Annotated in this window: 20 protein-coding genes; 17 read left to right on the top strand and 3 right to left on the bottom strand. The window is 64.9% G+C overall.

The genetic code is table 11. The features are described 5' to 3' along the window. Nucleotides 1-67 precede the first annotated feature (67 nt). From glcD to AWB66_RS06595, 4 genes are all read left to right on the top strand, one after another. Nucleotides 68-1,567 carry a glycolate oxidase subunit GlcD gene (gene glcD / locus AWB66_RS06580; RefSeq protein WP_087629479.1) on the top strand — a complete coding sequence of 500 codons (1,500 nt, stop codon included), beginning with the start codon at nucleotides 68-70 and terminating at the stop codon, nucleotides 1,565-1,567. Next, entirely contained in the window at nucleotides 1,567-2,634 is a 1,068-nt protein-coding gene (gene glcE / locus AWB66_RS06585; RefSeq protein WP_087629480.1) for a glycolate oxidase subunit GlcE, read from the top strand. Before glcD ends, glcE begins: the two co-directional genes overlap by 1 nt. A 12-nt stretch (nucleotides 2,635-2,646) precedes the next feature. Then, nucleotides 2,647-3,864 (top strand): glycolate oxidase subunit GlcF, encoded by a 1,218-nt coding sequence (gene glcF / locus AWB66_RS06590; protein ID WP_087629481.1) that lies wholly within the window; start codon nucleotides 2,647-2,649, stop codon nucleotides 3,862-3,864. Nucleotides 3,865-3,997: 133 nt separating this feature from the next. Continuing rightward, nucleotides 3,998-5,314 (top strand): MFS transporter, encoded by a 1,317-nt coding sequence (locus AWB66_RS06595; protein ID WP_087629482.1) that lies wholly within the window; start codon nucleotides 3,998-4,000, stop codon nucleotides 5,312-5,314. Between the two features lie 67 nt (nucleotides 5,315-5,381). Here AWB66_RS06595 and AWB66_RS06600 read toward each other — a convergent pair whose 3' ends face one another. Both AWB66_RS06600 and AWB66_RS06605 read right to left on the bottom strand, forming a co-directional pair. Then, nucleotides 5,382-5,888, bottom strand: coding sequence for a CBS domain-containing protein (locus tag AWB66_RS06600; protein ID WP_087629483.1), 507 nt, complete (start codon nucleotides 5,886-5,888; stop codon nucleotides 5,382-5,384). Between the two features lie 98 nt (nucleotides 5,889-5,986). After that, nucleotides 5,987-6,298, bottom strand: coding sequence for a TFIIB-type zinc ribbon-containing protein (locus AWB66_RS06605; protein WP_087629484.1), 312 nt, complete (start codon nucleotides 6,296-6,298; stop codon nucleotides 5,987-5,989). Nucleotides 6,299-6,428: 130 nt separating this feature from the next. On the opposite strand from AWB66_RS06605, the gene nhaR reads away from it, so the two are divergent. The 8 genes from nhaR to AWB66_RS06645 all read left to right on the top strand — a co-directional run bounded on the left by nhaR (nucleotide 6,429) and on the right by AWB66_RS06645 (nucleotide 15,747). Beyond that, complete coding sequence (gene nhaR / locus AWB66_RS06610) at nucleotides 6,429-7,322, top strand: transcriptional activator NhaR (protein WP_087629485.1); 894 nt, start codon at nucleotides 6,429-6,431, stop codon at nucleotides 7,320-7,322. A gap of 606 nt (nucleotides 7,323-7,928) precedes the next feature. Beyond that, on the top strand, nucleotides 7,929-8,951 hold the full coding sequence (locus tag AWB66_RS06615) for a glycosyl hydrolase (protein ID WP_087629486.1): 1,023 nt from the start codon (nucleotides 7,929-7,931) through the stop codon (nucleotides 8,949-8,951). 206 nt (nucleotides 8,952-9,157) lie between these two features. After that, a complete protein-coding gene (gene fae / locus AWB66_RS06620) occupies nucleotides 9,158-9,691 on the top strand; it encodes a formaldehyde-activating enzyme (protein WP_087629487.1) in 534 nt (177 codons plus the stop codon). A gap of 91 nt (nucleotides 9,692-9,782) precedes the next feature. Next, nucleotides 9,783-10,286 (top strand): SLATT domain-containing protein, encoded by a 504-nt coding sequence (locus tag AWB66_RS06625; RefSeq protein WP_087629488.1) that lies wholly within the window; start codon nucleotides 9,783-9,785, stop codon nucleotides 10,284-10,286. Between the two features lie 19 nt (nucleotides 10,287-10,305). Further along, nucleotides 10,306-11,478 carry a DNA polymerase IV gene (gene dinB / locus AWB66_RS06630; protein ID WP_087629489.1) on the top strand — a complete coding sequence of 391 codons (1,173 nt, stop codon included), beginning with the start codon at nucleotides 10,306-10,308 and terminating at the stop codon, nucleotides 11,476-11,478. A gap of 215 nt (nucleotides 11,479-11,693) precedes the next feature. Next, nucleotides 11,694-12,641 carry a histone deacetylase family protein gene (locus AWB66_RS06635; protein WP_087629490.1) on the top strand — a complete coding sequence of 316 codons (948 nt, stop codon included), beginning with the start codon at nucleotides 11,694-11,696 and terminating at the stop codon, nucleotides 12,639-12,641. 351 nt (nucleotides 12,642-12,992) lie between these two features. Continuing rightward, nucleotides 12,993-14,036, top strand: a complete 1,044-nt coding sequence (locus AWB66_RS06640; RefSeq protein ID WP_087629491.1) for an ABC transporter substrate-binding protein — start codon at nucleotides 12,993-12,995, stop codon at nucleotides 14,034-14,036. A gap of 43 nt (nucleotides 14,037-14,079) precedes the next feature. Continuing rightward, the gene (locus AWB66_RS06645) at nucleotides 14,080-15,747 is read left to right on the top strand and encodes a GMC family oxidoreductase (protein ID WP_087629492.1); all 1,668 of its coding nucleotides are present in this window, start codon (nucleotides 14,080-14,082) and stop codon (nucleotides 15,745-15,747) included. A 24-nt stretch (nucleotides 15,748-15,771) separates the two neighbouring features. Here the strand turns inward: AWB66_RS06645 and AWB66_RS06650 are convergent, their stop codons facing one another. Beyond that, complete coding sequence (locus tag AWB66_RS06650; protein ID WP_087629493.1) at nucleotides 15,772-16,758, bottom strand: LysR substrate-binding domain-containing protein; 987 nt, start codon at nucleotides 16,756-16,758, stop codon at nucleotides 15,772-15,774. A gap of 101 nt (nucleotides 16,759-16,859) precedes the next feature. On the opposite strand from AWB66_RS06650, the gene AWB66_RS06655 reads away from it, so the two are divergent. From AWB66_RS06655 to AWB66_RS06675, 5 genes are all read left to right on the top strand, one after another. Continuing rightward, on the top strand, nucleotides 16,860-17,936 hold the full coding sequence (locus AWB66_RS06655; RefSeq protein WP_087629494.1) for an ABC transporter ATP-binding protein: 1,077 nt from the start codon (nucleotides 16,860-16,862) through the stop codon (nucleotides 17,934-17,936). A 79-nt stretch (nucleotides 17,937-18,015) separates the two neighbouring features. Continuing rightward, nucleotides 18,016-18,729 carry an HAD-IA family hydrolase gene (locus tag AWB66_RS06660; protein ID WP_087629495.1) on the top strand — a complete coding sequence of 238 codons (714 nt, stop codon included), beginning with the start codon at nucleotides 18,016-18,018 and terminating at the stop codon, nucleotides 18,727-18,729. A 4-nt stretch (nucleotides 18,730-18,733) separates the two neighbouring features. Continuing rightward, nucleotides 18,734-20,053, top strand: a complete 1,320-nt coding sequence (locus tag AWB66_RS06665; protein ID WP_087629736.1) for an NAD(P)/FAD-dependent oxidoreductase — start codon at nucleotides 18,734-18,736, stop codon at nucleotides 20,051-20,053. 20 nt (nucleotides 20,054-20,073) lie between these two features. After that, the gene (locus AWB66_RS06670; protein ID WP_087629496.1) at nucleotides 20,074-20,979 is read left to right on the top strand and encodes an ABC transporter permease; all 906 of its coding nucleotides are present in this window, start codon (nucleotides 20,074-20,076) and stop codon (nucleotides 20,977-20,979) included. Continuing rightward, on the top strand, nucleotides 20,976-21,773 hold the full coding sequence (locus tag AWB66_RS06675; RefSeq protein ID WP_087629497.1) for an ABC transporter permease: 798 nt from the start codon (nucleotides 20,976-20,978) through the stop codon (nucleotides 21,771-21,773). The genes AWB66_RS06670 and AWB66_RS06675 overlap by 4 nt, the downstream gene beginning before the upstream one ends. The last annotated feature ends 21 nt before the right edge of the window (nucleotides 21,774-21,794 follow it).

Consider the following 21,794-nt stretch of genomic DNA (forward strand, 5'->3'; position numbering starts at 1 on the left):
GGAACAATTCAAAACACACGCGGCATCCGACGCTCACAAGAAGCCGCGGCCCCACCGGAGACAACGCATGACCTACGCCTACGACGAGCAGCTCGACGGCCCGCTTCGCGATCACGACAAAGCCGCGATTGTGCGCGATCTGCAGTCGCTGCTGCCCGACCTTCAGCTTCTGCATACGAACGAAGACCTGCGTCCTTTCGAATGCGACGGCCTGTCCGCCTATCGCATCACGCCGATGCTCGTCGCGCTGCCCGGCAGCGTCGAAGAAGTTCAGGCGCTGATGAAGTACGCGCATGCGCACGGCGTGCCCATCGTCGCGCGCGGTGCGGGCACCGGGCTTTCGGGCGGCGCGCTGCCGCTCGAAAAAGGCATCCTGCTCGTGATGGCGCGCTTCAACCGCATCCTCGCAGTCGATGCCGAAGCCTGCATCGCGCGCGTACAGCCGGGCGTGCGCAACCTCGCGATCTCGCAGGCGGCCGCGCCTCACGGCCTTTACTACGCGCCCGATCCGTCGTCGCAGATCGCGTGTTCGATCGGCGGCAACGTCGCGGAAAACGCGGGCGGCGTGCATTGCCTCAAGTACGGGCTGACCGTCCACAACATCCTGAAGGTCGAGATCGTGACCATTGACGGCGAGCGGCTCACGCTCGGCTCGGAGGCGCTCGATTCGCCCGGCTTCGACCTGCTCGCGCTCATCACCGGCTCCGAAGGAATGCTCGGCATCGTGGTCGAAGTCACGGTGAAGCTGCTGACCCGGCCGCAGAGCGCGAAGGTGCTGCTCGCAAGCTTCGACGACATCGAAAAGGCCGGCGATGCGGTCGCGCAGATCATCGGCGCGGGCGTGATTCCCGGCGGCCTCGAAATGATGGACAACCTCGCGATTCGCGCCGCCGAGGATTTCATTCACGCGGGCTACCCGGTCGATGCCGAAGCGCTCCTGTTATGCGAGGTCGATGGCGCCGAATCCGACGTGCAGGAAGATTGCGAGCGCGTCGAGTCGCTCCTGCGCGCCGCGGGCGCGACCGATATCCGGCTCGCGGCGAACGAAGCCGAACGCCAGCGCTTCTGGGCGGGCCGCAAGAATGCGTTTCCGGCCGTGGGCCGGATCTCGCCCGACTACTACTGCATGGACGGCACGATTCCGCGCCGCGAACTGTCGCGCGTGCTGCGCGGCATCGCCGAGTTGTCGGCGCAATACGGGCTGCGGGTCGCGAACGTGTTCCATGCCGGCGACGGCAACATGCATCCGCTGATCCTCTTCGACGCCAACGCGCCCGGCGAGATGGAACGCGCCGAAACGATCGGCGCACGCATCCTCGAACTGTGCGTCGAGGTCGGCGGCAGCATCACGGGCGAGCACGGTGTCGGCCGCGAGAAGATCAACCAGATGTGCGCGCAGTTCAACGGCGACGAGCTGACGTTCTTCCATGCAGTGAAGGCCGCCTTCGATCCCGACGGCCTGCTCAATCCCGGCAAGAACGTGCCGACGCTGCATCGCTGCGCCGAGTTCGGCTCGATGCACGTGCATCACGGCGCCCTGCCCTTTCCCGAACTGGAGCGCTTCTGATGCGACGCGACCCTCTCTCCATCGACGACAGCGCGCGCCTCGTCGAACAGGTTCGATCCGCGCTCGCCGACAAGCAACCGCTCTCGATTCGCGGCGGCGACAGCAAGGCGTTCCTCGGCCGCCCCGTCGACGCTCAGGCCATCGACACGCGCTCGCATCGCGGGATCGTGAGCTACGACCCGAGCGAACTCGTGATCACCGCACGCGCCGGCACGCCGCTCGCCGAGATCGACGCGATCCTCGACGAAGCCGGCCAGATGCTGCCGTGCGAGCCGCCGACCTTCGGCGGTGCCGCCACCGTCGGCGGCGCGGTCGCGAGTGGCCTGTCGGGTCCGCGCCGCCCGTGGGCGGGTTCGGTGCGCGACTTCATCCTCGGCTGCCGGATCATCACGGGCGAGGCGAAGCATCTGCGCTTCGGCGGACAGGTCATGAAGAACGTGGCGGGCTACGACGTCTCGCGTCTCATCGGCGGCAGCTTCGGTTGCCTCGGGCTCATCACGGAAGTCTCGCTGAAGGTGCTGCCGAAGCCGCGTGAAGCGCGATGCCTCACGCTTGCGATGGAAGCGAGCGAAGCGATGCGCGAACTGTCGGCATGGCGCAAGGCGTCGCTGCCCGTGAGCGGCGCATGTCATCTCGACGGCACGCTGCATGTGCGTCTCGAAGGCGGAACCGGTTCGGTGCGCGCGGCGCTCGACCGCATCGGCGGCGAGCATCTGGACCCGGCGTTCTGGACCTCGCTGCGCGAACAGCGCCTTGCCTTCTTCGACGATCCGCGCCCGCTCTGGCGTCTGTCGCTGCCTAACGACACGCCGCTCGTCGCCTTGCCGGGCGACGCGCTGCTCGACTGGGGCGGCGCGCAACGATGGTTGAAGAGCGACGCACCCGCGGCCACGATCCGCCAGATCGCGAGCGCGGCCGGCGGCCATGCGACCTGCTTCACGCAAGCGCCGGGCATCGAACCGTTTCATCCGCTTGCCGCGCCGCTGATGCGCTTTCACCGGCAGTTGAAGCAACGCCTCGATCCGCACGGCGTCTTCAATCCCGGACGCATGTACTCCGATTACTAAGCGATCACGATCATGCAAACGAATCTCAGCGACGAAGCAAAAGCACTCCCGCGCGCCAAGGAAGCCGAAGACATCCTGCGCTCATGCGTGCACTGCGGCTTTTGCAACGCGACGTGCCCGACGTATCAACTGCTCGGCAACGAACTCGACGGCCCTCGCGGACGCATCTATCTGATCAAGCAGATGCTCGAAGGCGAGCCGGTCACCGAGAAGACCCAGTTGCATCTCGACCGCTGCCTCACCTGCCGCAACTGCGAGACGACGTGTCCGTCGGGCGTGACCTATCACGCGCTCCTCGACATCGGCCGCCAGATGCTTGAGCGCCGGGTCGAGCGGCCCGTCGCGCAACGCGCATTGCGCGCGAGCCTGCGCCACGTGATCCCGCGTGCGACGACCTTCGGTGCGCTGCTGAAGGCCGGGCGCATGATGCGGCCCGTGCTTCCCGCCGCGCTCGGCGCGAAGATTCCCGAGCGCGCGCCGCTCGCCGGCGCGCGTCCCGCTGCGCGTCATGCACGCCGCATGCTGATGCTCGAAGGCTGCGCACAGCGCTCGCTGTCGCCGAACACGAATGCAGCCGCCGCGCGCGTGCTGGACCGGCTCGGCATCAGCATCGAGGCGGCACCGGAAGCCGGCTGCTGCGGCGCGACGGACTATCACCTGAACGCGCAGGAAGCGGGACTGGCTCGCGCGCGCCGCAACATCGATGCATGGTGGCCGAAGATAGAAGCCGGCGCCGAGGCGATCATCCAGACCGCGAGCGGCTGCGGGGCGTTCGTCAAGGAATACGGCCACCTGCTGCGCGACGATCCGCTTTACGCAGACAAGGCCCGTCGCATCAGCGAGATCGCGCGCGACCTGGGCGAAGTCCTCGCGGATGCGCCGCTCGGCGAGTTGCAGATCCGCGCCGGCCAGCGCGTTGCGTTCCATTGTCCGTGCACGCTGCAGCATGCACAGAAGCTCGGCGGTTCGGTGGAAGGCGTGCTCGGCCGACTGGGTTTCGACCTTGCGCCGGTTCCCGACGCGCATTTGTGCTGCGGCTCGGCGGGCACCTATTCGTTCACGCAGCCCGAACTCGCCCGCAAGCTGCGCGACAACAAGCTCGATGCGCTCGAAAGCGGCCAGCCCGATGTGATCGCCACGGCCAACATCGGCTGCCAGACCCATCTCGGCGCGGGCGGGCGTACACCGGTGCGTCACTGGATCGAGATCGTCGACGAAGCGATCGCCTGAACGGCGCACAACGAAACACCAGCGGCGCACGCCCTTCTCTAGCAGGCGTTCAACGAAGCCTTCCCAATTTGCCGCACGGCGCACGCCGTGCGCTGCGGCATTCCTTTATGCATCGAAAAGAGAGACTGGAGACATGGAGATCATCGCCAAACCCCACGACGCCGCGCTCGACCGCGCCACGGTCGAATCACGCGCCTATGCCAAAGCCACCGTCCGGCTCCTGCCGTTCCTGTTCCTGTGTTATGTCGCGGCGTACCTCGACCGCGTGAACGTCGGCTTCGCCAAGCTGCAGATGCTCAACGACCTCGCGTTCAGCGAGACCGTGTACGGCCTCGGCGCAGGCATCTTCTTCATCGGCTACTTTCTGTTCGAAGTACCGAGCAACATCATCATGCATCGCGTGGGCGCGCGGGTCTGGATCGCGCGGATCATGATCACGTGGGCGGTGATCTCGGCGGCGTCGCTGTTCGTGAAGACGCCGACCGCGTTCTACGTCATGCGCTTCCTGCTCGGCGTCGCGGAGGCGGGTTTCTTCCCGGGCATCGTGCTGTACCTGACCTACTGGTTTCCGGCCAAACGGCGCGGCCGCATGAACGCGCTCTTCATGATCGGCATTCCGATCGCAGGCGTAGTGGGCGGCCCGGTGTCCGGGTGGATCATGAACGCATTCCAGGGCGTGGGCGGCTGGTCGAACTGGCAATGGCTCTTCCTGCTCGAAGCGATTCCCTCCGCGGTGCTCGGCGTCGTGACGCTCTGCTATCTGCCGAACGGCATCCGCGCGGCAAGCTGGCTCTCCGATGAAGAAAAGGACGTGCTGGCAGCAAACATCGAGCGCGACAACACGGGCAAGACGCACGGAACGCTAGCGGGCGTGTTTGCCGATGCACGCATCTGGAAGATGGCCGCCATCTACTTCTGCTGCATGATGGGCCTCTACGGCATCAGCTTCTACCTGCCGACGCTCGTCAAGGCGACCGGCGTGAAGAACGCGCTCGACGTGGGCCTTCTGACCGCCATCCCTTATCTATGCGCGGTCGCGAGCATGTTCTTCGTGGCGCGCAGCGCGGACCGCACCGGCGAGCGGCGCTGGCACTTCGCGGTGCCGGCCGTGCTCGCGGGCGCCGGTCTTTTCGCCAGCACGCAGTTGACCGGCAACATCCCGCTCGCGATGGTCGCGCTGACAGTCGGCACGGCCGGCATGCTCGCGACGATGCCCGTCTTCTGGACCTACCCGAGCGCGATTCTCGCGGGAGGCTCGGCGGCCGCGGCCATCGGCATGATCAATTCGATCGGCAACCTGGCCGGATTCGTCAGCGCGTCGATCATCGGCTGGATGAAGGACGTGACGCACAGCACGAACGCGGGAATCTATTGCGTCGCGGGCGCGCTGGTCTTCGGCGCGGTGCTGGCCCTGCTCCAGCCGCGTAAGCTGGTGAACAGGGCGGACTGAACGACCGGGCTGCATGGCACGCCGCCCATGCGGCCCGGTCCACGATGACCAACCGTCACGCGCGCCATTACGACAAGGCCGTCGCGAACGCATCGGGCAGCGACGCGCGCCGCGTCAGCGTGGATGCACCCGGATCGTGGCTGCCGCCGCTCACGTAGCGTTCGAGCTGCTCGATGGCGAACTGCTGTTCATCGATCAGGTTCTTCACCAGGTCGCCGATCGACACCATGCCGACCAGTTGCCCGCCGTCGATCACCGGCAGATGGCGGATGCGATACTGGTTCATCAGCGTCATACACTCGTCGGCGGTCTGTCGCGGCCGCACATAACGCAGCGCGCGCGACATGATCTCGGATACGTATGTGCTCTTCGAGGACCGCTCCTTCAGCACGACTTTCCTCGCATAATCGCGCTCGGTCACGATGCCGCGCACTGCCGAACCTTCCGTGACGATCAACGCGCCAATGCCATGCCGGGACATCAACGCGATGGCGTCGTACACGCTCGCGCCGACGTCGATCGTATGAACCGACGCATCGGTTTTGGCGTTCAGCAGTTGCATAACAGTTGCCATTGCACAGCTCCGTATCGATGACCCGCCGCCGGGCACATGCCGGCAGTCGGGATGCAGCAAACCAGCCTCAATCGCTCGCTTCGGCTCAGGGTAGATCCTCAGCCAAAATCGAACAATTCCCCAAGCAGCGATTTCTTCTTCCTTTGCGTGTGACGCCGGTCGTGGTGACCGTTGTATCCCTCGTCGCGCGTGCCCCAGTCCGCACGCCGTTCGCGTTCGTTGTAATCGCCGCGCTCGGGCGGAGCATGCCGGCGGCCGTCGGCCACCGCATGTTCTTCGATGCGCACCAGCAGTTTGTCGAGCTCACCGCGATCCAGCCAGATGCCGCGGCACGTCGCGCAATAGTCGATCTCGACGCCGTCGCGCTCGCTCATCAGCAAATCGGGTGTCTTGCAGACAGGACACTTCATATCCGTGGTTCCTTTCATATGGCCTACGATATGCATCAATGTAGCGAAGAAGCGCGTGATATAAAACTCGTATTTTCTGTTGGTTTCATTCGAGAAAACCGAATGGTTCGTGTCCACACGGAGGGGCGTCGTGAACTTCAAACATCTGTATTACTTCTGGGTATCGGCGCGGGCCGGGAGTCTCGCGCGCGCGGGTGCGCAACTGCACATCACGCCGCAGACGTTGAGCGGGCAGATCAAGTTGCTGGAAGAAGCGCTCGACAAGAAGCTCTTCAGAAAGAGCGGACGCAACCTCGAAGTCACGGACGCGGGCCGTCTCGCGCTCGACTACGCCGACGAAATCTTCTCGCTCGGCGCCGAACTCGAAAGCGCGGTGAAGCGCGATCAGGCGCTTGCGCAAACGCAGCTACGCGTTGGACTGGCGGACTCCGTGCCGAAAGCGGTCGCCTATCGTCTGCTCGAACCGGCGCTCAATCGCTCGGATTCGCTGCGGCTGATTTGCCATGAGGGCAACCTGCATGCGCTGCTCGGGCAACTGGCCGTGCATCGTCTCGACATGATCATCGCCGATGCGCCGATTCCGCCGGGCGTGAACGTCAAGGCGTTCAATCATCTGCTCGGCCGCTCGACGCTCAGTTGCTTCGCACCGAAATCGCTTGCCAAACGTGCGGAGCGCGATTTCCCGGCGTCGCTGGAAGGCATGCCGGTGCTCTTGCCCGGCACCGAGTCTGCCGTGCGCCGCAAGCTGGATCACTGGCTGAAGGCACAGGGCGTGTCGCCGCGCATCGTCGGCGAATTCGACGACAGCGCGCTTGCCATCGCGTTCGGACGCGAGGGGCGCGGCGTGCTGTTCGCGCCGACCGTGCTCGCGGCGCAACTCAGGCGCGAGCATCTGCTCACCGCGGTCGGACATATCGACACGATCGTCGAGGAGTTCTTCTCCATCTCGATCGAGCGGCGCATCAGTCATCCGGCGATCGCGTCCATTCTCAGCGCGGCGCGCAGCGAACTCTTCGGCACGTGAGCAACGACGCAAGCTGCCAGTAAAGTCATTGCGTAGCTAACTTGTTTTGCCGAATACGTGCGGCTTGGATCAATCAAAAGAATCCCTAAAGACCACCGCACGTTCTTTAACGGTTAGAGATAGGAACACGCTAAATCCGCCTTTCAGAATTGCAATGCGGTTTATTTAACCGGCAGCTTAGGGCGTCTATTCGTGCTTATCCGACACGTCTTATCGACTTCACTAAGAATTACCGAGCGACAATGTCTTGACGGTAAGACTTATACCCAGCAAGCCGTGCGGTATTTATTTTTTGTTTTTTCCGGGAATTTCGGGCCTATTCGATCGACTAGGCCCGCGTGATCGAGGTCATACATTCCATATCGGTCCATAAAAAGCAAAACCCGGGAATGATCTTAAACGACACAAGAACAATTTCCTTAACGTTCACGTTGTTACGTGACGTTACAGGTTCAGGCATATAGCTCCGACTATACTTTTTTCGCCTGACAAACCCTTGACCATTTACCTATGTCTAAACGAAACCCTTATCCACACGAGCAACAATTCCCCGATATCGATGCCGAGGCCCACGCTCGCTTGCCGCGTCGGAAATTTCTTTCACTCATGGCGGCCGGCGCCGGTAGTGTTGCGCTATCGACGTACGGAGAAGCGGCGAGTGCAGCAACGAGCGTCGATGCGACAGCAAAAGCGGCCACCGGCCAGAAGCTGTTCTATGGCATGAACGGCCATATCGCCTGGAACGAAGGCATCTACAGCACGCTGTCAGCCGCCGTGCAGCTCGCGCAGTTAAGGGATCTGGGATGCACGATGTACCGTGCGGACACGGCAAGCGACGGCATGTCGGAAACGCTCGCGCGCCTGCTGACCGGCGTATTCAAGGCAGGCGGCGTATCGATTCTTCCCGTGCTCAATGCGCAGTCCGCCGGATGGGACTACACGAGTTCCGAGTCCACCGCCTATTCGCTTGGCTACAAGCTGGGCGTCGATTGCACAAGACCGCTCAAGGGCCTCGTCAACTACATCGAATGCGGCAACGAACTCGATGTGCAACTCAAGATGCACGGTGACGGCAGCAGTTCCGCCGACTGGAACCCCGCGTGCTGGGGCTCGTTCCGTGGCGTGATTCGCGGCATGATCGACGGCGTGAAGGCAGTCGATCCGTCGATTCAAGTCGGCGTCAACGTCGGCATTCCGATGGCCTATCGCGCGCTCCAGATGCTCTGGAACGGCATTTCGCCGAACGGCACGGAAAACGGCGCGGGCGGTGCGAGCGCCTTGCGCTGGGACTTCACGACCTATCACTGGTACAAGAGTTCATACGACATTCAACGCGCCGGCAGAACCGCTTCGATCGACGTGCTTCAGATCCTCAAGGATTCCTTCGGCGTGCCGATCTGGTTGACCGAATGGGGCTGGTCCGGTTCGAAGGACTCGCCGGAATCGGCGGCCGAGTACGTGACGAGCGCACTCACGCAGTACAAGTCGATCAAGGACAAGTACGACATCCAGTGCATCATGATGTACTGCATCATTGACGACAAATACGGCCTGATCCGCCCGGACGGCGTCTCGCGCAATCCCGCCTATTCCGCGTTCAAGCGATTCGTCGAAGCGAATCCAGTCTGAGCATCGCGAGGCGTGAAGCGTCGGCGAGCGTCGCCGGCGCTTCACGTCCGGCCAATGTGTCACGACTCGCTGACACTCTGTTCCGCGCGACGCGTCGCGAGTGGCCATCGTGCGCGCTGCCTGCGTCATTGGCATTGTCCTTGCATCGCTTGCCCTTTCGATCAGCGGGTCATCGAAGCCGCACGTGAAGGACACAGGAGCCATCCATGAGTAACGATCTGACATTCCGCGCTGGCGAAGCCACCGTCTTTGCCGCGCCCGGACAGGCGACCGACGCCATGCCGGAGATCCTGATCGGCCGCGTCGACGGTCCGGTCGGTCACGCTTTCGCCAACATGATGGCGCAGAGCAAGGGACACACGGCGATGTTCGCGATCCGCGCCTGCAATCAGATGGTGCGCCCCGCGACGATGATCGTCCCGAAGGTCACGCTTAAGGACATGGCGACGATCGAACTGTTCGGCGGCGTGGTGCAGTCGGCGACGGCGGACGCCGTGGTCGATTGCCTGATCGAGGGCATCCTGCCGAAGGATCAGGCGAACGACCTGTGCATCATCAGCCTCGTGTGGATCGACCCGCTTTGCGTGACGGACCCGAATCTCGACAAGAAGGACATGTACAGCACGAACTACGAGGCGACCAAGCTCGCGATCCAGCGCGCGATGAACAACGAGCCGAGCGTCGATACACTGATCGCAAACCGCCATAGCATCAAACACGACATGGACGACTGGAGTTAAGCGAGCGCGCGCCACGATTGCGCTGGTGTTGATACCATATCCATCCTGCCGGACCGCCGGTCCGTGAACAGGCTGCATCGCGTATCGACACATGACCCAATCCACCGACTATCACCCGCCCACCGACGAAGCCGAACTGCTGCTGAAATGGATCCGCCGCGCGCGCGAGTCGCAGGCGAGCCATTACGACATGGCCGACCGCCTGCACCGGCGCGGCCGCTGGCTCGGCATTGCGGTCATCGCAATTACTTCGCTCATCGGCACGTCGGCGTTTTTGTCGCTGGTCGCGACGGCGGTGTCGTCGTTGCTGCGGGCGGCCGTCGGGCTGACGAGCGTCGTGGCGGCCGTGCTCGCCGCGCTCCAGACCTTCCTGCGCTATGAGGAACGCGCCGAGCAGCATCGCGCGGCGGGCGCCCGTTATGGCGCGGTGCGTCGCAAGCTGGAAGCGATCCATGCCGGCGACGCCGATGCCCGCGACGGCCACTATCTGAGCTCGATCCGCGAGGAACTGGACCGGCTTGCCGAGGATGTGCCGAACGTGCCGACCGCGTATTTCCAGCGTTCGTGCGCGAACTTGCCGAGCGTCGCGCAATAGCATCGCGGCAAATCCGGACATGAGCGCCCCGACCCGCCGCATCGCGCATCTCGACATGGACGCGTTCTTCGCGTCCGTCGAATTGCTGCGCTATCCCGAGTTGCGCGGCGAGGCCGTCGTCGTCGGCGGCGGCCACCGCGCCACGCCGACCGTCGATGAAAACGGCACGCGCCATTTCGTGCGGCTGCGCGAGTACGCGGGCCGCGGCGTCGTGACGACCTCGACCTACGAGGCCCGCAAGCTCGGCGTCTTCTCCGCGATGGGCATGATGAAGGCAGCGCAACTCGCGCCCGACGCGTTCCTCTTGCCGAGCAACTTCGATTCGTACCGCCATTACTCGGAGCTGTTCAAGGACGCGGTGGCGAGCGTCGCGCCGCGCATCGAGAACCGCGGCATCGACGAAATCTACATTGATCTCACCGACGTGCCCGGCGAGACGCGCACGCTCGCGCAGCGCATCAAGCGCGTGGTCGCCGATGCAACGGGGCTCACGTGCTCCATCGCCGTCGCGCCGAACAAGCTGCTCGCGAAGATCGGCTCGGAACTCGACAAGCCGGACGGGCTGACCCTCCTCACGATGGACGACCTCGAACCGCGCATCTGGCCGCTTGCCGCGAAGAAGGTGAACGGCATCGGCCCGAAGGCAAACGAGAGGCTCGCGGCACTCGGCATCCACACGGTCGGCGACATCGCCGCCGCCGATCCCGCGTTCCTTCAGGAGCACTTCGGTCTGAGCTACGCGAGCTGGCTCACGCGCATCGCGGCGGGCATCGACGAGCGCGAGATCGAGACCGAGTCGGTGCCGCGCTCGAAGTCGCGCGAGACGACCTTCTCGCGCGACCTGCATCCGCGCCGCGACCGCGCAGAACTCTCGGAACGCTTCACCGCGCTCTGCATGCGGCTCGCCGAAGACCTCGAACGGCGCAATCTCACGTCCGCGTGCATCAGCATCAAGGTGCGGTTCAGCGACTTCCACACGGTCACGCGCGACCACACGCTGGAGCGCGGCGTGACCGACGGCGCATCGATCCGGCGCGCAGCCACCGAATGCCTGAAGCGCGTCACGCTCGATCGCAGCATCCGGCTGCTCGGCGTGAAGGCGAGCGCGCTATCGCAGCAGAGTGCCGATGGCGGCGCGCCGAAGTGGGTGCAGGCGGAAATGAAGTTCGACGCATCCGCCGATCTCGGCTAACGCTGGCCGTCTTTGCATGCTCGGTCTCGCATAAGAGATCGTCTATGCTGTGCCAAAGTTTGTCTAACTATCCCGGCGAGTCACCGGACGCTAAGCTCGGCAATGCGGCGCGCAACGACTGGCGTGTCGCGACGCGCGCGGACGCAGGCCGTCCGCGCACACGACCAGAAAGCGACGACAGCCGGACCATGCCCCGGCTGCGATAGGCGACCCTCATGAACACCACCCTTGTTTATTCCCACGCTGCCTGTCTCGAACACCGGCCCGGCCCGAATCATCCGGAGTCGCCGGAACGGTTGAAGGCCGTGCTCGGCGCGCTGCGCTCGCCGGCGTTTTCGTCGCTGCAATGGCGCGAAGCGCCGATGGGCACGCTCGACCAGCTCGCGTTGATTCACGAGCGCGACTTCATCGACGACATCGCGGACATCGCGCCGAAGCAAGGCTACGTGCCGCTCGACGGCGGCGATACCGTCATGTCGCCGGGCTCGTGGGAAGCCGTGATGCGCTGCGTCGGCGCGGCGTGCGCGGGCGTCGATGCCGTGATGAACGACGAGGCGCGCAACGTGTTCTGCGCAACGCGCCCGTGCGGCCATCACGCCGAACCGGCGCGCGCGATGGGCTTCTGCATCTTCAATCAGGCGGCGATCGCGGCCGCCTATGCGCACGACGTGCACGGGCTGGAGCGCGTCGCGGTCGTCGATTTCGACGTCCATCATGGCAACGGCACGCAGGCCGCGTTCTTCAGCCGGCCCCAGTTGCTCTATGCGTCGAGCCATCAGTCGCCGCTCTATCCGGGCACGGGCGCCGCGTCCGAAACGGGCGTCGACCACAACATCGTCAATGTGCCTTTGCCGCTCGGCTGCGATTCAGACCTGTTCCGCACCCGCATCGGCGCTGAAATGCTGCCGGCGATTCGCGAATTCGCGCCGCAGCTCATCGTCGTTTCGGCCGGCTTCGATGCCCATCGCCTGGACCCGCTCGCGGGCCTGCGCCTCGAAGACGACGACTTCCACTGGATCACGCGCGAGCTGATGAGCATCGCCGATGCGACATCGGAAGGACGCATCGTGTCGATCCTCGAAGGCGGCTACAGCCTCGAAGGACTCGCCAGCGGCACGGCGGCGCATGTCCGCGCGCTGATGGGTCTCGACGCCGCCGCCTGACGAAACACCTCTGTGTTTGAAGGGTGGAACGGCCTCGTTCCACCTTATCCCTTCGCGCCCTCCGCCCGTCGTCGATTCATGTGATCTTTTTGAATCGGCTCTCACTCGCGCTACCATTCAGTCCCGCCTCATCGCCGTGTCATAACCTGATGTCATGGGCGCTCCAACAATTCGGGCGTTGTCGCGGCGAATTTGACTCACTATATTTTTTGCTGAAGGCGCATCATCGAAGGGCCGAGGCTCCGGTGCGCGCCTTCCCTGCGCCGCCGCTCTCGCATCCGGCGACGCGGCGCGACGAACATCGCATTACATCGACGATCTCTTTCGCATAACCGTCTCGAGGACAAAGTCGTGATCAAAAAGCTAACGTTGCGCCCGCTTGCCGCTCTCCTGATTCTGAGCGCCGCGAGCCTCGCGCCCGCCTTTGCCGCCGGGAAGATTACCTTCGTCTCGCAGGGCGGCACGTATCAGGAAGCGCAGACCAAGGCCATCCTCGACCCCGCCGCCAAGCAGCTCGGCATCACCATCAACCAGGAAAGCATTCCCGACGCGTGGCCGCAGATCAAGGCGCAGGCGGCGACCGGCAAGCCGATCTGGGACGTGGTCGACACGCCGACCTCGAACTGTCTGCGCGGCGGCCGGGAAGGCCTGCTCGAAAAGCTCGACTTCTCGAAGATCCCGAATGCGGCCGCGATGCCCGAGAAGTACCGCACGCCCTACTCGGTGGCTTACGAGTTCTATTCGACGGTCATCGGCTACAACAAGAAGACGCTGAAGAAGGTGCCGAAGAGCTGGGCCGACTTCTGGAACGTGAAGGACTTCCCCGGCACGCGCGCGTTGCGCAACGACCCGATGACGGTGCTCGAAGCCGCGCTGCTCGCCGATGGCGTGCCGCGCGACAAGCTGTACCCGCTCGACGTCGACCGCGCGTTCAAGAAGCTGCAGCAGATCAAGCCGGACGTGACGGTGTGGTGGACGTCGGGCGGGCAGTCGGCGCAACTGCTGCACGACGGCGAGGTCGACATGACGATGATCTGGAACGGCCGCGCGAGCGCCGTGCGCAAGGACAATCCCGACGTCGACTTCACGTTCAACGACGGCATCCTGCAGAACACGCAGTTGTGCGTGCTGAAGAACGCGCCGAATCTCCCGGAGGCGATCAAGTTCGTCGACGCGGCCATGTCGCCTGAATTGCAGGCGAACCTGCCGCTCTATATCGACTACGGCCCGGGCAATCCGGCGGCGTTCAAGACCGGCAAGATCGACGCGAAGCGCGCGAGCGAACTGCCGAGCTCGCCCGATAACGCGGCGAAGCAGGCGCTGATGTCGGAAGAGTGGTGGGCGTCGGATGCCGGTGTACAGGCGAAGGCGCGCTGGCTCAAGTTCATGCAGTAACGCTCGCCGTGCGGCTCGTGACGCGCCGGCGCATTCCTCGAACGTGATCGACTATCTGATTCTCGGCGGTGGCTCGGCGGGCTGCGTGCTCGCCGCGCGCCTGTCCGAAGACGCCGGCAAGACCGTGTGCCTCGTCGAAGCCGGCCGCAACATCTCGCAGGCCGACATGCCCGCGGCCATTCGCAGCCGCTATCCCGGCCGCGCGTATCTCGACACCGCCAACATCTGGCAGCGGCTCACCGCGCGCATGAGCGCGACGGCCGCGATGCGCCGCTACGAGCAGGCGCGCGTGCTCGGCGGCGGCTCGGCGATCAACGCGCTGATGGCGAACCGCGGCGCCCCCGCCGACTACGACGAATGGCACGCGCTCGGCGCGCACGGCTGGAACTGGACCGCGTGCCTGCCGTACTTCCGCAAGCTCGAAACCGATTGCGATTTCGGCGGCGAACTGCATGGCACGAGCGGCCCGCTGCGCGTGCAGCGCGCAAGCTGGGCGCGCGTCTCGCCGTTCGTGCGCGCGGTGCTCGGCACGCTCGACGCGCGCGGCCACCGACGTCGCGACGACCAGAACGGCGCGTGGGAAGACGGCACGTTCATCGGCGCGATCGGCGTGAGCGAAACGGGCGAGCGCATTCCAACCTCCGTCTGCTATCTCGACGACACCGTGCGCGCCCGGACCAATCTCACGATCGTGACGGACACGGCTGTCGAGCGCGTCGTGTTCGATGGCAAGCGCGCGGTCGGCGCGCTCCTCGCGAATCGCGAGGAATGGCGTGCGGCGAACGTGATCGTCTGCGCGGGCGCGATCCATAGCCCGGCGCTCCTGATGCGAAGCGGCATCGGCCCGGCCGCCGACCTCGCCGCGCTCGGCATCGACGTCATTGCGGATCGCGGCGGCGTCGGCGGCAACCTGATGGAGCATCCGTCGATTGCGGTCTCCGCATTCCTGCCGCGCGCGGCCCGCACGCCCTTTCCCGACGAGCATCACGAACAGGCCGTCGTGCGCTTTTCATCGGGCCTGCCCGGCACCGTCCCCGGCGACATGCACGGTGCGATTCTTTCGCGCTCGGGCTGGCATTCGGTCGGCCACCGGCTGGGGACGATCTTCTTCTGGGTGAACAAGTCGTACTCGCGCGGGCGCGTGAAGCTCACGTCGGCGAATCCGCTGGACGAGCCCGCCGTCGACTTCGACATGCTCTCCGATCCGCGCGATCTGGAGCGCCTGAAGCTCGCGCTGCGCTTCGGCGCAGAGACGCTCGCCGATCCGCTGATGGCGCGGCATCGCGCAACGGTGTTGCCGACGAGCTATTCGCCGCGCGTCGCGAGCGTGGCCGTGCCGGGCATGTGGAACGCGTTCCAGCGCGGCATGCTTGCTGCGTTGCTGGATATCGCGGGACCGCTGCGGGCGTGGCTCGTGAGGCGCGTGGTGACGCAGGGTGTGACGCTGGATCGACTGCTCGCCGACGATGAGGAACTGACGCGCTTCGTCACGCGTTCGGTGGGCGGCACGTGGCATGCGTCGGGAACTTGCCGCATGGGCGCGGCGGACGATCCGCTCGCGGTTTGCGACGCGCGCGGCGCAGTGCTTGGCGTCGATGGGCTCTACGTGTGCGACGCGTCGCTGATGCCGTCGATTCCGTGCGCGAACACGAATGTGCCGACCATCATGATCGCGGAGCGCATCGCCGATATGTTGCGGGGACGTGCGTGATGCGATGCTTCGGGTATCCGCGCATCACGACGGCGTGACCGCGTCCAACACGAGCCCGGTCCCGCCAAGCGCGTCGCGCAACTTCAACCCGGGATACGCACGATCGACGATCGCCATGTCGGAGCGCGTCTCCTCGATGATCCAGTCGCGCAGATCGGCGACGACTGGCCGCAGCGGCCGATTCTCCGGCCAGACGAGGCAGCACCGCCGGTTCGTCACGACGACTTCCTGTTCCGCCGGCAGCAACGCGCCTTGCGAAAGCCAGTGCGACACCACGTTGAGCCATCCCAGCGCGATGCCCTGACCCAGCAGCGCGGCCTGCACGACGATCGCGTAGTCGTTGAAACTCAGCATGCCCGCCGCGCGCCGTCCGTGCGCGGCGAAGCTGGCGAAGCGCTCGTGCCAGCCGCGCTCGCCGTCGTCCATCACGATCACCGTATCGCCCTGCTCGCGGCCCGCCGCGGTCGCCGACGTCTCGTGATAGCGCGGGTTGCAGACCGGCAGCAGCGTTTCCGGCATCACGAGCACGCTGTTGTCGCCGATTTCGTCCTCGCGCATGAAGCGCATGCCGAGATCCACGTCGACGAGCGGCCCGCCGATGCGCCCCGAAATCAGTTGAAACCGCAGATCGACCGACGGAAACGCCTGGTTCAGCCGGCTCATGCGCGGCATCAGCCAGTGCGTGGTGAACGCGGTGGACACCGAGAGCGTGACCGATTCCACGCCCGTCGCCCGCGCCTCGATTTCGCGGATCGCGCTTTCTATCCCGTTGAAGCCTTCGGAAATCTTCCGGTAGAGAATCCTGCCGTTCTCGGTCAGTTCGATGCCGCCGCGCACGCGCTCGAACAAACGCACGCCCAGATGGTCTTCCATCCGTGACAGCATACGGCTCACGGCAGGCTGGCTGACATACAGTTCCTGTGCCGCGCGCGTGAAGTTCCCGCAGCGCGCAGCGGCCTCGAAGACGAAGAGCGCATTGGCGCTCGGCAGTTTTTTGCGAAGGTTCGGCATGACCTGATGTTATGCCTGATCCAACAATTTGGGAATTGCCGCCAAAAAAGACGCGGCCTATATTTTCTTCAACGCAGGCTTCTCAGCGAGACAAAAACGCAATGGACGCACGAGCGAAAACAGGTGTTTCGATCCGATCGGCAGCGAAGCGTTACGGCCCGGTCGTGGCCCTCGACGACGTTTCGCTCGACATCGCCCCCGGCGAATTCGTGTCGCTGCTCGGGCCCTCGGGATCGGGCAAGACCACGCTGCTCGGCATCCTCGGCGGCTTCGTGCAGCCGAGTTCCGGCGCGGTCTGGGTCGGCGAGCGCGACATTACATTTGCGCCGCCGCACAAACGCGACATCGGCATCGTGTTTCAGAACTATGCGCTGTTCCCACACATGAGCGTCGGCGAGAACGTCGCGTTTCCGCTGCGCGCCCGGCGCCAGCCGAAATCGACGTGGGCCAAGAAGGTCGCCGATGCGCTCGCGATGGTCGAACTCGCGGGCTACGAGAACCGCGGCATCGGCCAGCTTTCCGGCGGCCAGCGTCAGCGCGTGGCGCTCGCCCGCGCGATGGTCTTCGAGCCGCAACTGATCCTGATGGACGAACCGCTTTCCGCGCTCGACAAGCAGTTGCGCGAGACCATGCAGATCGAATTGCGCAGGCTGCACCGCAAGCTCGGCGCGACGATCGTCTATGTGACGCACGACCAGCGCGAGGCGCTCACGATGAGCGACCGCGTCGCCGTGCTGAAGAACGGCCGGCTCGTGCAGATCGACACGCCCGAGCGGCTTTACGACCGTCCGTGCGATGCGTTCGTCGCGAGCTTCATCGGCGAGGCGACGCTGCTTGACGTGACGCGCGCCGGCGACGATGCCGTGCGTCTCGGCGATACCGTTTTGCGTACCGCGCATCCGCTGCCGCGCGGCGAGAAGCTGCTGCTCGCGGTGCAGACGGAAAAGCTCGTGATCGACAGCGGCGATGCGATGAACGGCGTGAACCGTCTCTCATGCCGCGTGACCGAGGTGCTGTATCAGGGCGAAAGCTTGCGCGTGTTCGCCGTGCTCGCCGACGGCACGCCGATCAGTCTCAGGCAGCCGGGCAGCCACGAAGCGCGCCGGCGCATTCCGGAACCCGGTGCGCAGATGAGCGTCGTGCTCGATCCGCAGGACACGATCGTCGTGCCTGCCTGAAACCTTTTCCGCATTTTTAGCCGCCCGCGCTTCGGGCATTCCTTTCCCGATTCATAGCAAACTGCACAAGGATGATTTCATGAAGCTCACCGATTTCAAGGTCCTGACGTTCGACGTCGTCGGCACGCTGATCGACTTCGAGCGCGGCGTGCTCGCCTCCGTGCGCCGTCTCGGCGGCGCGGCGGCGAAGGACCTGACCGACGACCAGATCTTCGAGCCGTACATGCGCGGCCGCGCCACGTATCCCGGCCGTTCGAGCCACGAGATGGCGAACGTCTACTTGTCGCTCGCAAAGGAACTCGGTCTGCCCGACGATCCGCAATCGGCCGCCGCCTTCCAGCGCGACGTGCTCGAATGGCCCGCGTTCGCGGATTCGGTCGCCGCGTTGAAGCGCCTGCGCAAGCACTATCGCCTGGTCGCGATGACGAATGCGGACCGCGTGGCGTTGTCGGCGTATGCGCACACGCTCGGCGACCCGTTCGACGACACCGTGTGTTGCGACGAAACGGGCGTCGCCAAGCCCGATCCGCAATTCTTCGCGTACAACCGCGGCCGTCAGGCGGCGTTCGGCTACAAGTTCGGCGAGATCCTGCACACGGCGCAGAGCCAGTACCACGACATCGGCATCGCGACGCAGCTCGGTTATTCGACCTGCTGGATCCAGCGCCGTCAGAACCAGAAGGGCTTCGGCGCGACGCCGGTCCCCGAGGCCGTCACGACGCCGAGCTTCACGTTCGCGACGCTCGCGGCGCTCGCGGATGCGGTCGAAGCCGAAGCGCGTCAGGCCGCCTGATCCCATGCTCGCGCCGACTCCGAAACGACCGCTCCCGGACACGCTCTGGCGCGCGCTCGCCTCCGATGCGCCGTTCAGCGCGGGCGCTACGCTTGCGCGCGACCTCGATGTCGAGGTCGCGATCATCGGCGCGGGCTATTCGGGGCTCTCCGCCGCCTATGCGCTGCAAAAGCGCGGCGTCGAGTGCGTCGTGCTCGATGCGAACCCGGTCGGCTGGGGCGCGAGCGGGAGGAATGGCGGCGTGGTGTCGTCGAAATTCAGGCTGTCGTTTCCCACGATCCACACGCTGCACGGCCTCGATACCGCGAAGCGCATGCACCGGCTCGCGCACGAGGGCGTGCGGGTGGTCGAATCGTTCGTCGACGAATTCGGGATCGGCCGCGCGCGCTTCGAACATACGGGCAGCCTGCGCTGCGCGCATACGGAACGCGCGCTTGCGGCGATCTGCGCCGAGGCCGACTGGGTGCGCACGACGCTCAACGATACGTCGATGACCGTGCAATCGCGCGCCGAAGTCGAGCGCGAGACGGGTTCGAAGGGCTTCGTCGGCGGCGTGCTGAGCGCGGATGCCGGCACGATCCTGCCGCTCGAATACGTGCGCGGGCTCGCGCGCGGCATGACGGCCCGCGGCGTGCCGATCTGCGAATCGACGCCGGTGCTGAAGATGCATCGCGCGTCGGGCGATGCGCGGGTCACGCTCGTCACGCCGGGCGGCACGGTGCGCGCGAAGCAGGTGATCGTCGCGACCAACGCCTACTCCGACCTCACTTCGGCGACCGCGCCTTATCAGCGTGAACTCGTGCCGTTTCGCAGCGCGATGATCGCGACCGAGCGCCTTCCCGCCGATCTCGACGCGCGCCTGATGGTCGAGCGCCGCAGTTACACCGAGACGCGGCGCATGATGAAGTGGTTCCGCAAGGTGGACGGGCGCATGCTGTTCGGCGGACGCGACGCGTTCGGCAAGGAAGGACAGATGACCGGCTTCGATGCGCTGCAGCGCGCGATGGTGTCGCTCTTTCCCGATCTCGCGGAGGTGCGGATCGACTATCGCTGGTCGGGTTATGTCGGCATGACGTTCAATTCGCTGCCGCATGTTGGACGCAGCGACGATGCCACGACCTTTTGTCTGGGGTATAACGGCGCGGGTGTCGCGATGGCGAGCCTGCTCGGCCAGCATGCCGCCGCGCTCGCGCTCGGCGAGACACCCGAGCTTTCCCTGCTCGGTGCGCCGGGGCTCAGGCCGGTGCCGTTTCATTCGCTGCGCGCGCCGGGTGTGAGGCTCGTCGCCGCGTGGTATCAGATTCTCGACGCCATAGGTGCGTGACCCATGCTATCAGGTGCATCATGACGACTGCCAAGCGGATATTCGAAGGACCCACACTGATGCAGGCCACCGAGTCCGATCCCGGGCTGCGCTACCAGCGCCGCGAGGACCGCACGATGCTTCTCCTGATGACGCCCGCGCTCCTCGTGATCGTCGTGCTGCTGCTCGTGCCGCTCGCGTGGCTGTCGTGGCAGTCGATCTATCACGACGGCTTCACGCTCGAAAACTATCGGCGCATGTTCACGGGCGCCTATCTCGACACGTTCCTGCTGACCTTCAAGCTGAGCATCATCGTGACGGTCATCACGCTGCTGCTCGGCTATCCGGTCGCGTACTTCGCGGCCTCGCTGTCACCGAAGCTGAGCGCACTCGTGCTCGGCATGGTGATCCTGCCGTTCTGGACGAGCGTCCTCGTGCGCACCTACGCGTGGCTCGTGCTGCTGCAACGCACCGGCATGATCAACAAGTCGCTTCTGGCGATGGGCCTGATCGACCGGCCCGTGCAGCTTGCCTACAACCAGTTCGGCACGATCATCGCGATGGTGCACATCCTGTTGCCGTTCATGGTCCTGCCGCTCTATTCGGCGATGCAAAAAATCCCTTCGAATCTTTCGCTGGCGGGCGCGAGCCTCGGCGGCTCGCCGCTGCACGTGTTCATGCGCGTGTTCCTGCCGCTCTCGATGAGCGGCGTGTTCGCGGGCGTCACGCTCGTGTTCGTGCTGTGCCTAGGCTTCTACATCACGCCCGAACTGATGGGCGGCGGCAAGTCGATCATGGTGTCGATGGTGGTGAGCCGCAACGTCGAGATCTACAACAGCTGGGGCGCGGCGAGCGCAGTGAGCGTCGTCCTTCTGATCTGCGTATTCGCGATCTTCTATGCCGCGAGCCGCGTCGTGCCGCTCGAAAAGACCCTGGGGGCGAAATGAAGCGCTTCTCGTTCGGACGCATCATGCTCGGCGCGACGGTCGCGCTGATTCTCCTCTTCCTGATGGTGCCGGTGCTGATCGTCGTGCCGCTGTCGTTCTCCGACACGCGCTTCATGACCTTCCCGCCGCCCGCGTATTCGCTGCGCTGGTATCACTCGTTCTTCGACAACCCCGCGTGGATCGACGCCGCGCGCACGACGCTCACCGCTTCCGTGTGCGCCGCGCTGATCGCGACCCCGCTCGGGGTCGCCGCCGCCTACGCGATCCAGAACGGCACGCACTGGATCATGCGCTATCTGCGCACGCTCCTGATGCTGCCGCTGATGGTGCCCATCATCATCGTCGCGGTGGGCGTGTTCTTCGTGTATTCGCAGGCGGGCTACGTGAATACGCTCGGCGGGCTGATTCTCGCCGATACCATGCTCGGCCTGCCGTATGTGCTGATTTCGGTCGGCGCGGACCTGCGTACCTTCGACCGCACGCAGGAGATGGTGGCGCGCAGCCTCGGCATGAACCGCTTTCGCAGCTTCATGACCGTCACGCTGCCGCAGATCAAGGCGAGCGTGATTTCCGGCGCGGTGTTCGTGTTCATCCAGGCGCTGGATGAGACGGTCGTCGCGCTGTTCGTCTCGGGCGGATCGAACCAGACGCTCACGCGCCGCATGTTCGTGACGCTGCGCGACGAAATCGATCCGACCATCGCCGCGATCAGCACGATGCTGACCGCGCTGACGCTATGCCTCGTGATGATCGTCGTCGTGAGCCGGCGTTCTTCTTCGGCGGCGCGCGCCTGAACCTTTCTGAGTGACACCCTT

Source organism: Caballeronia telluris, from assembly GCF_001544495.1.
In the GTDB taxonomy this organism is placed as follows: Bacteria; Pseudomonadota; Gammaproteobacteria; order Burkholderiales; family Burkholderiaceae; genus Caballeronia; species Caballeronia telluris.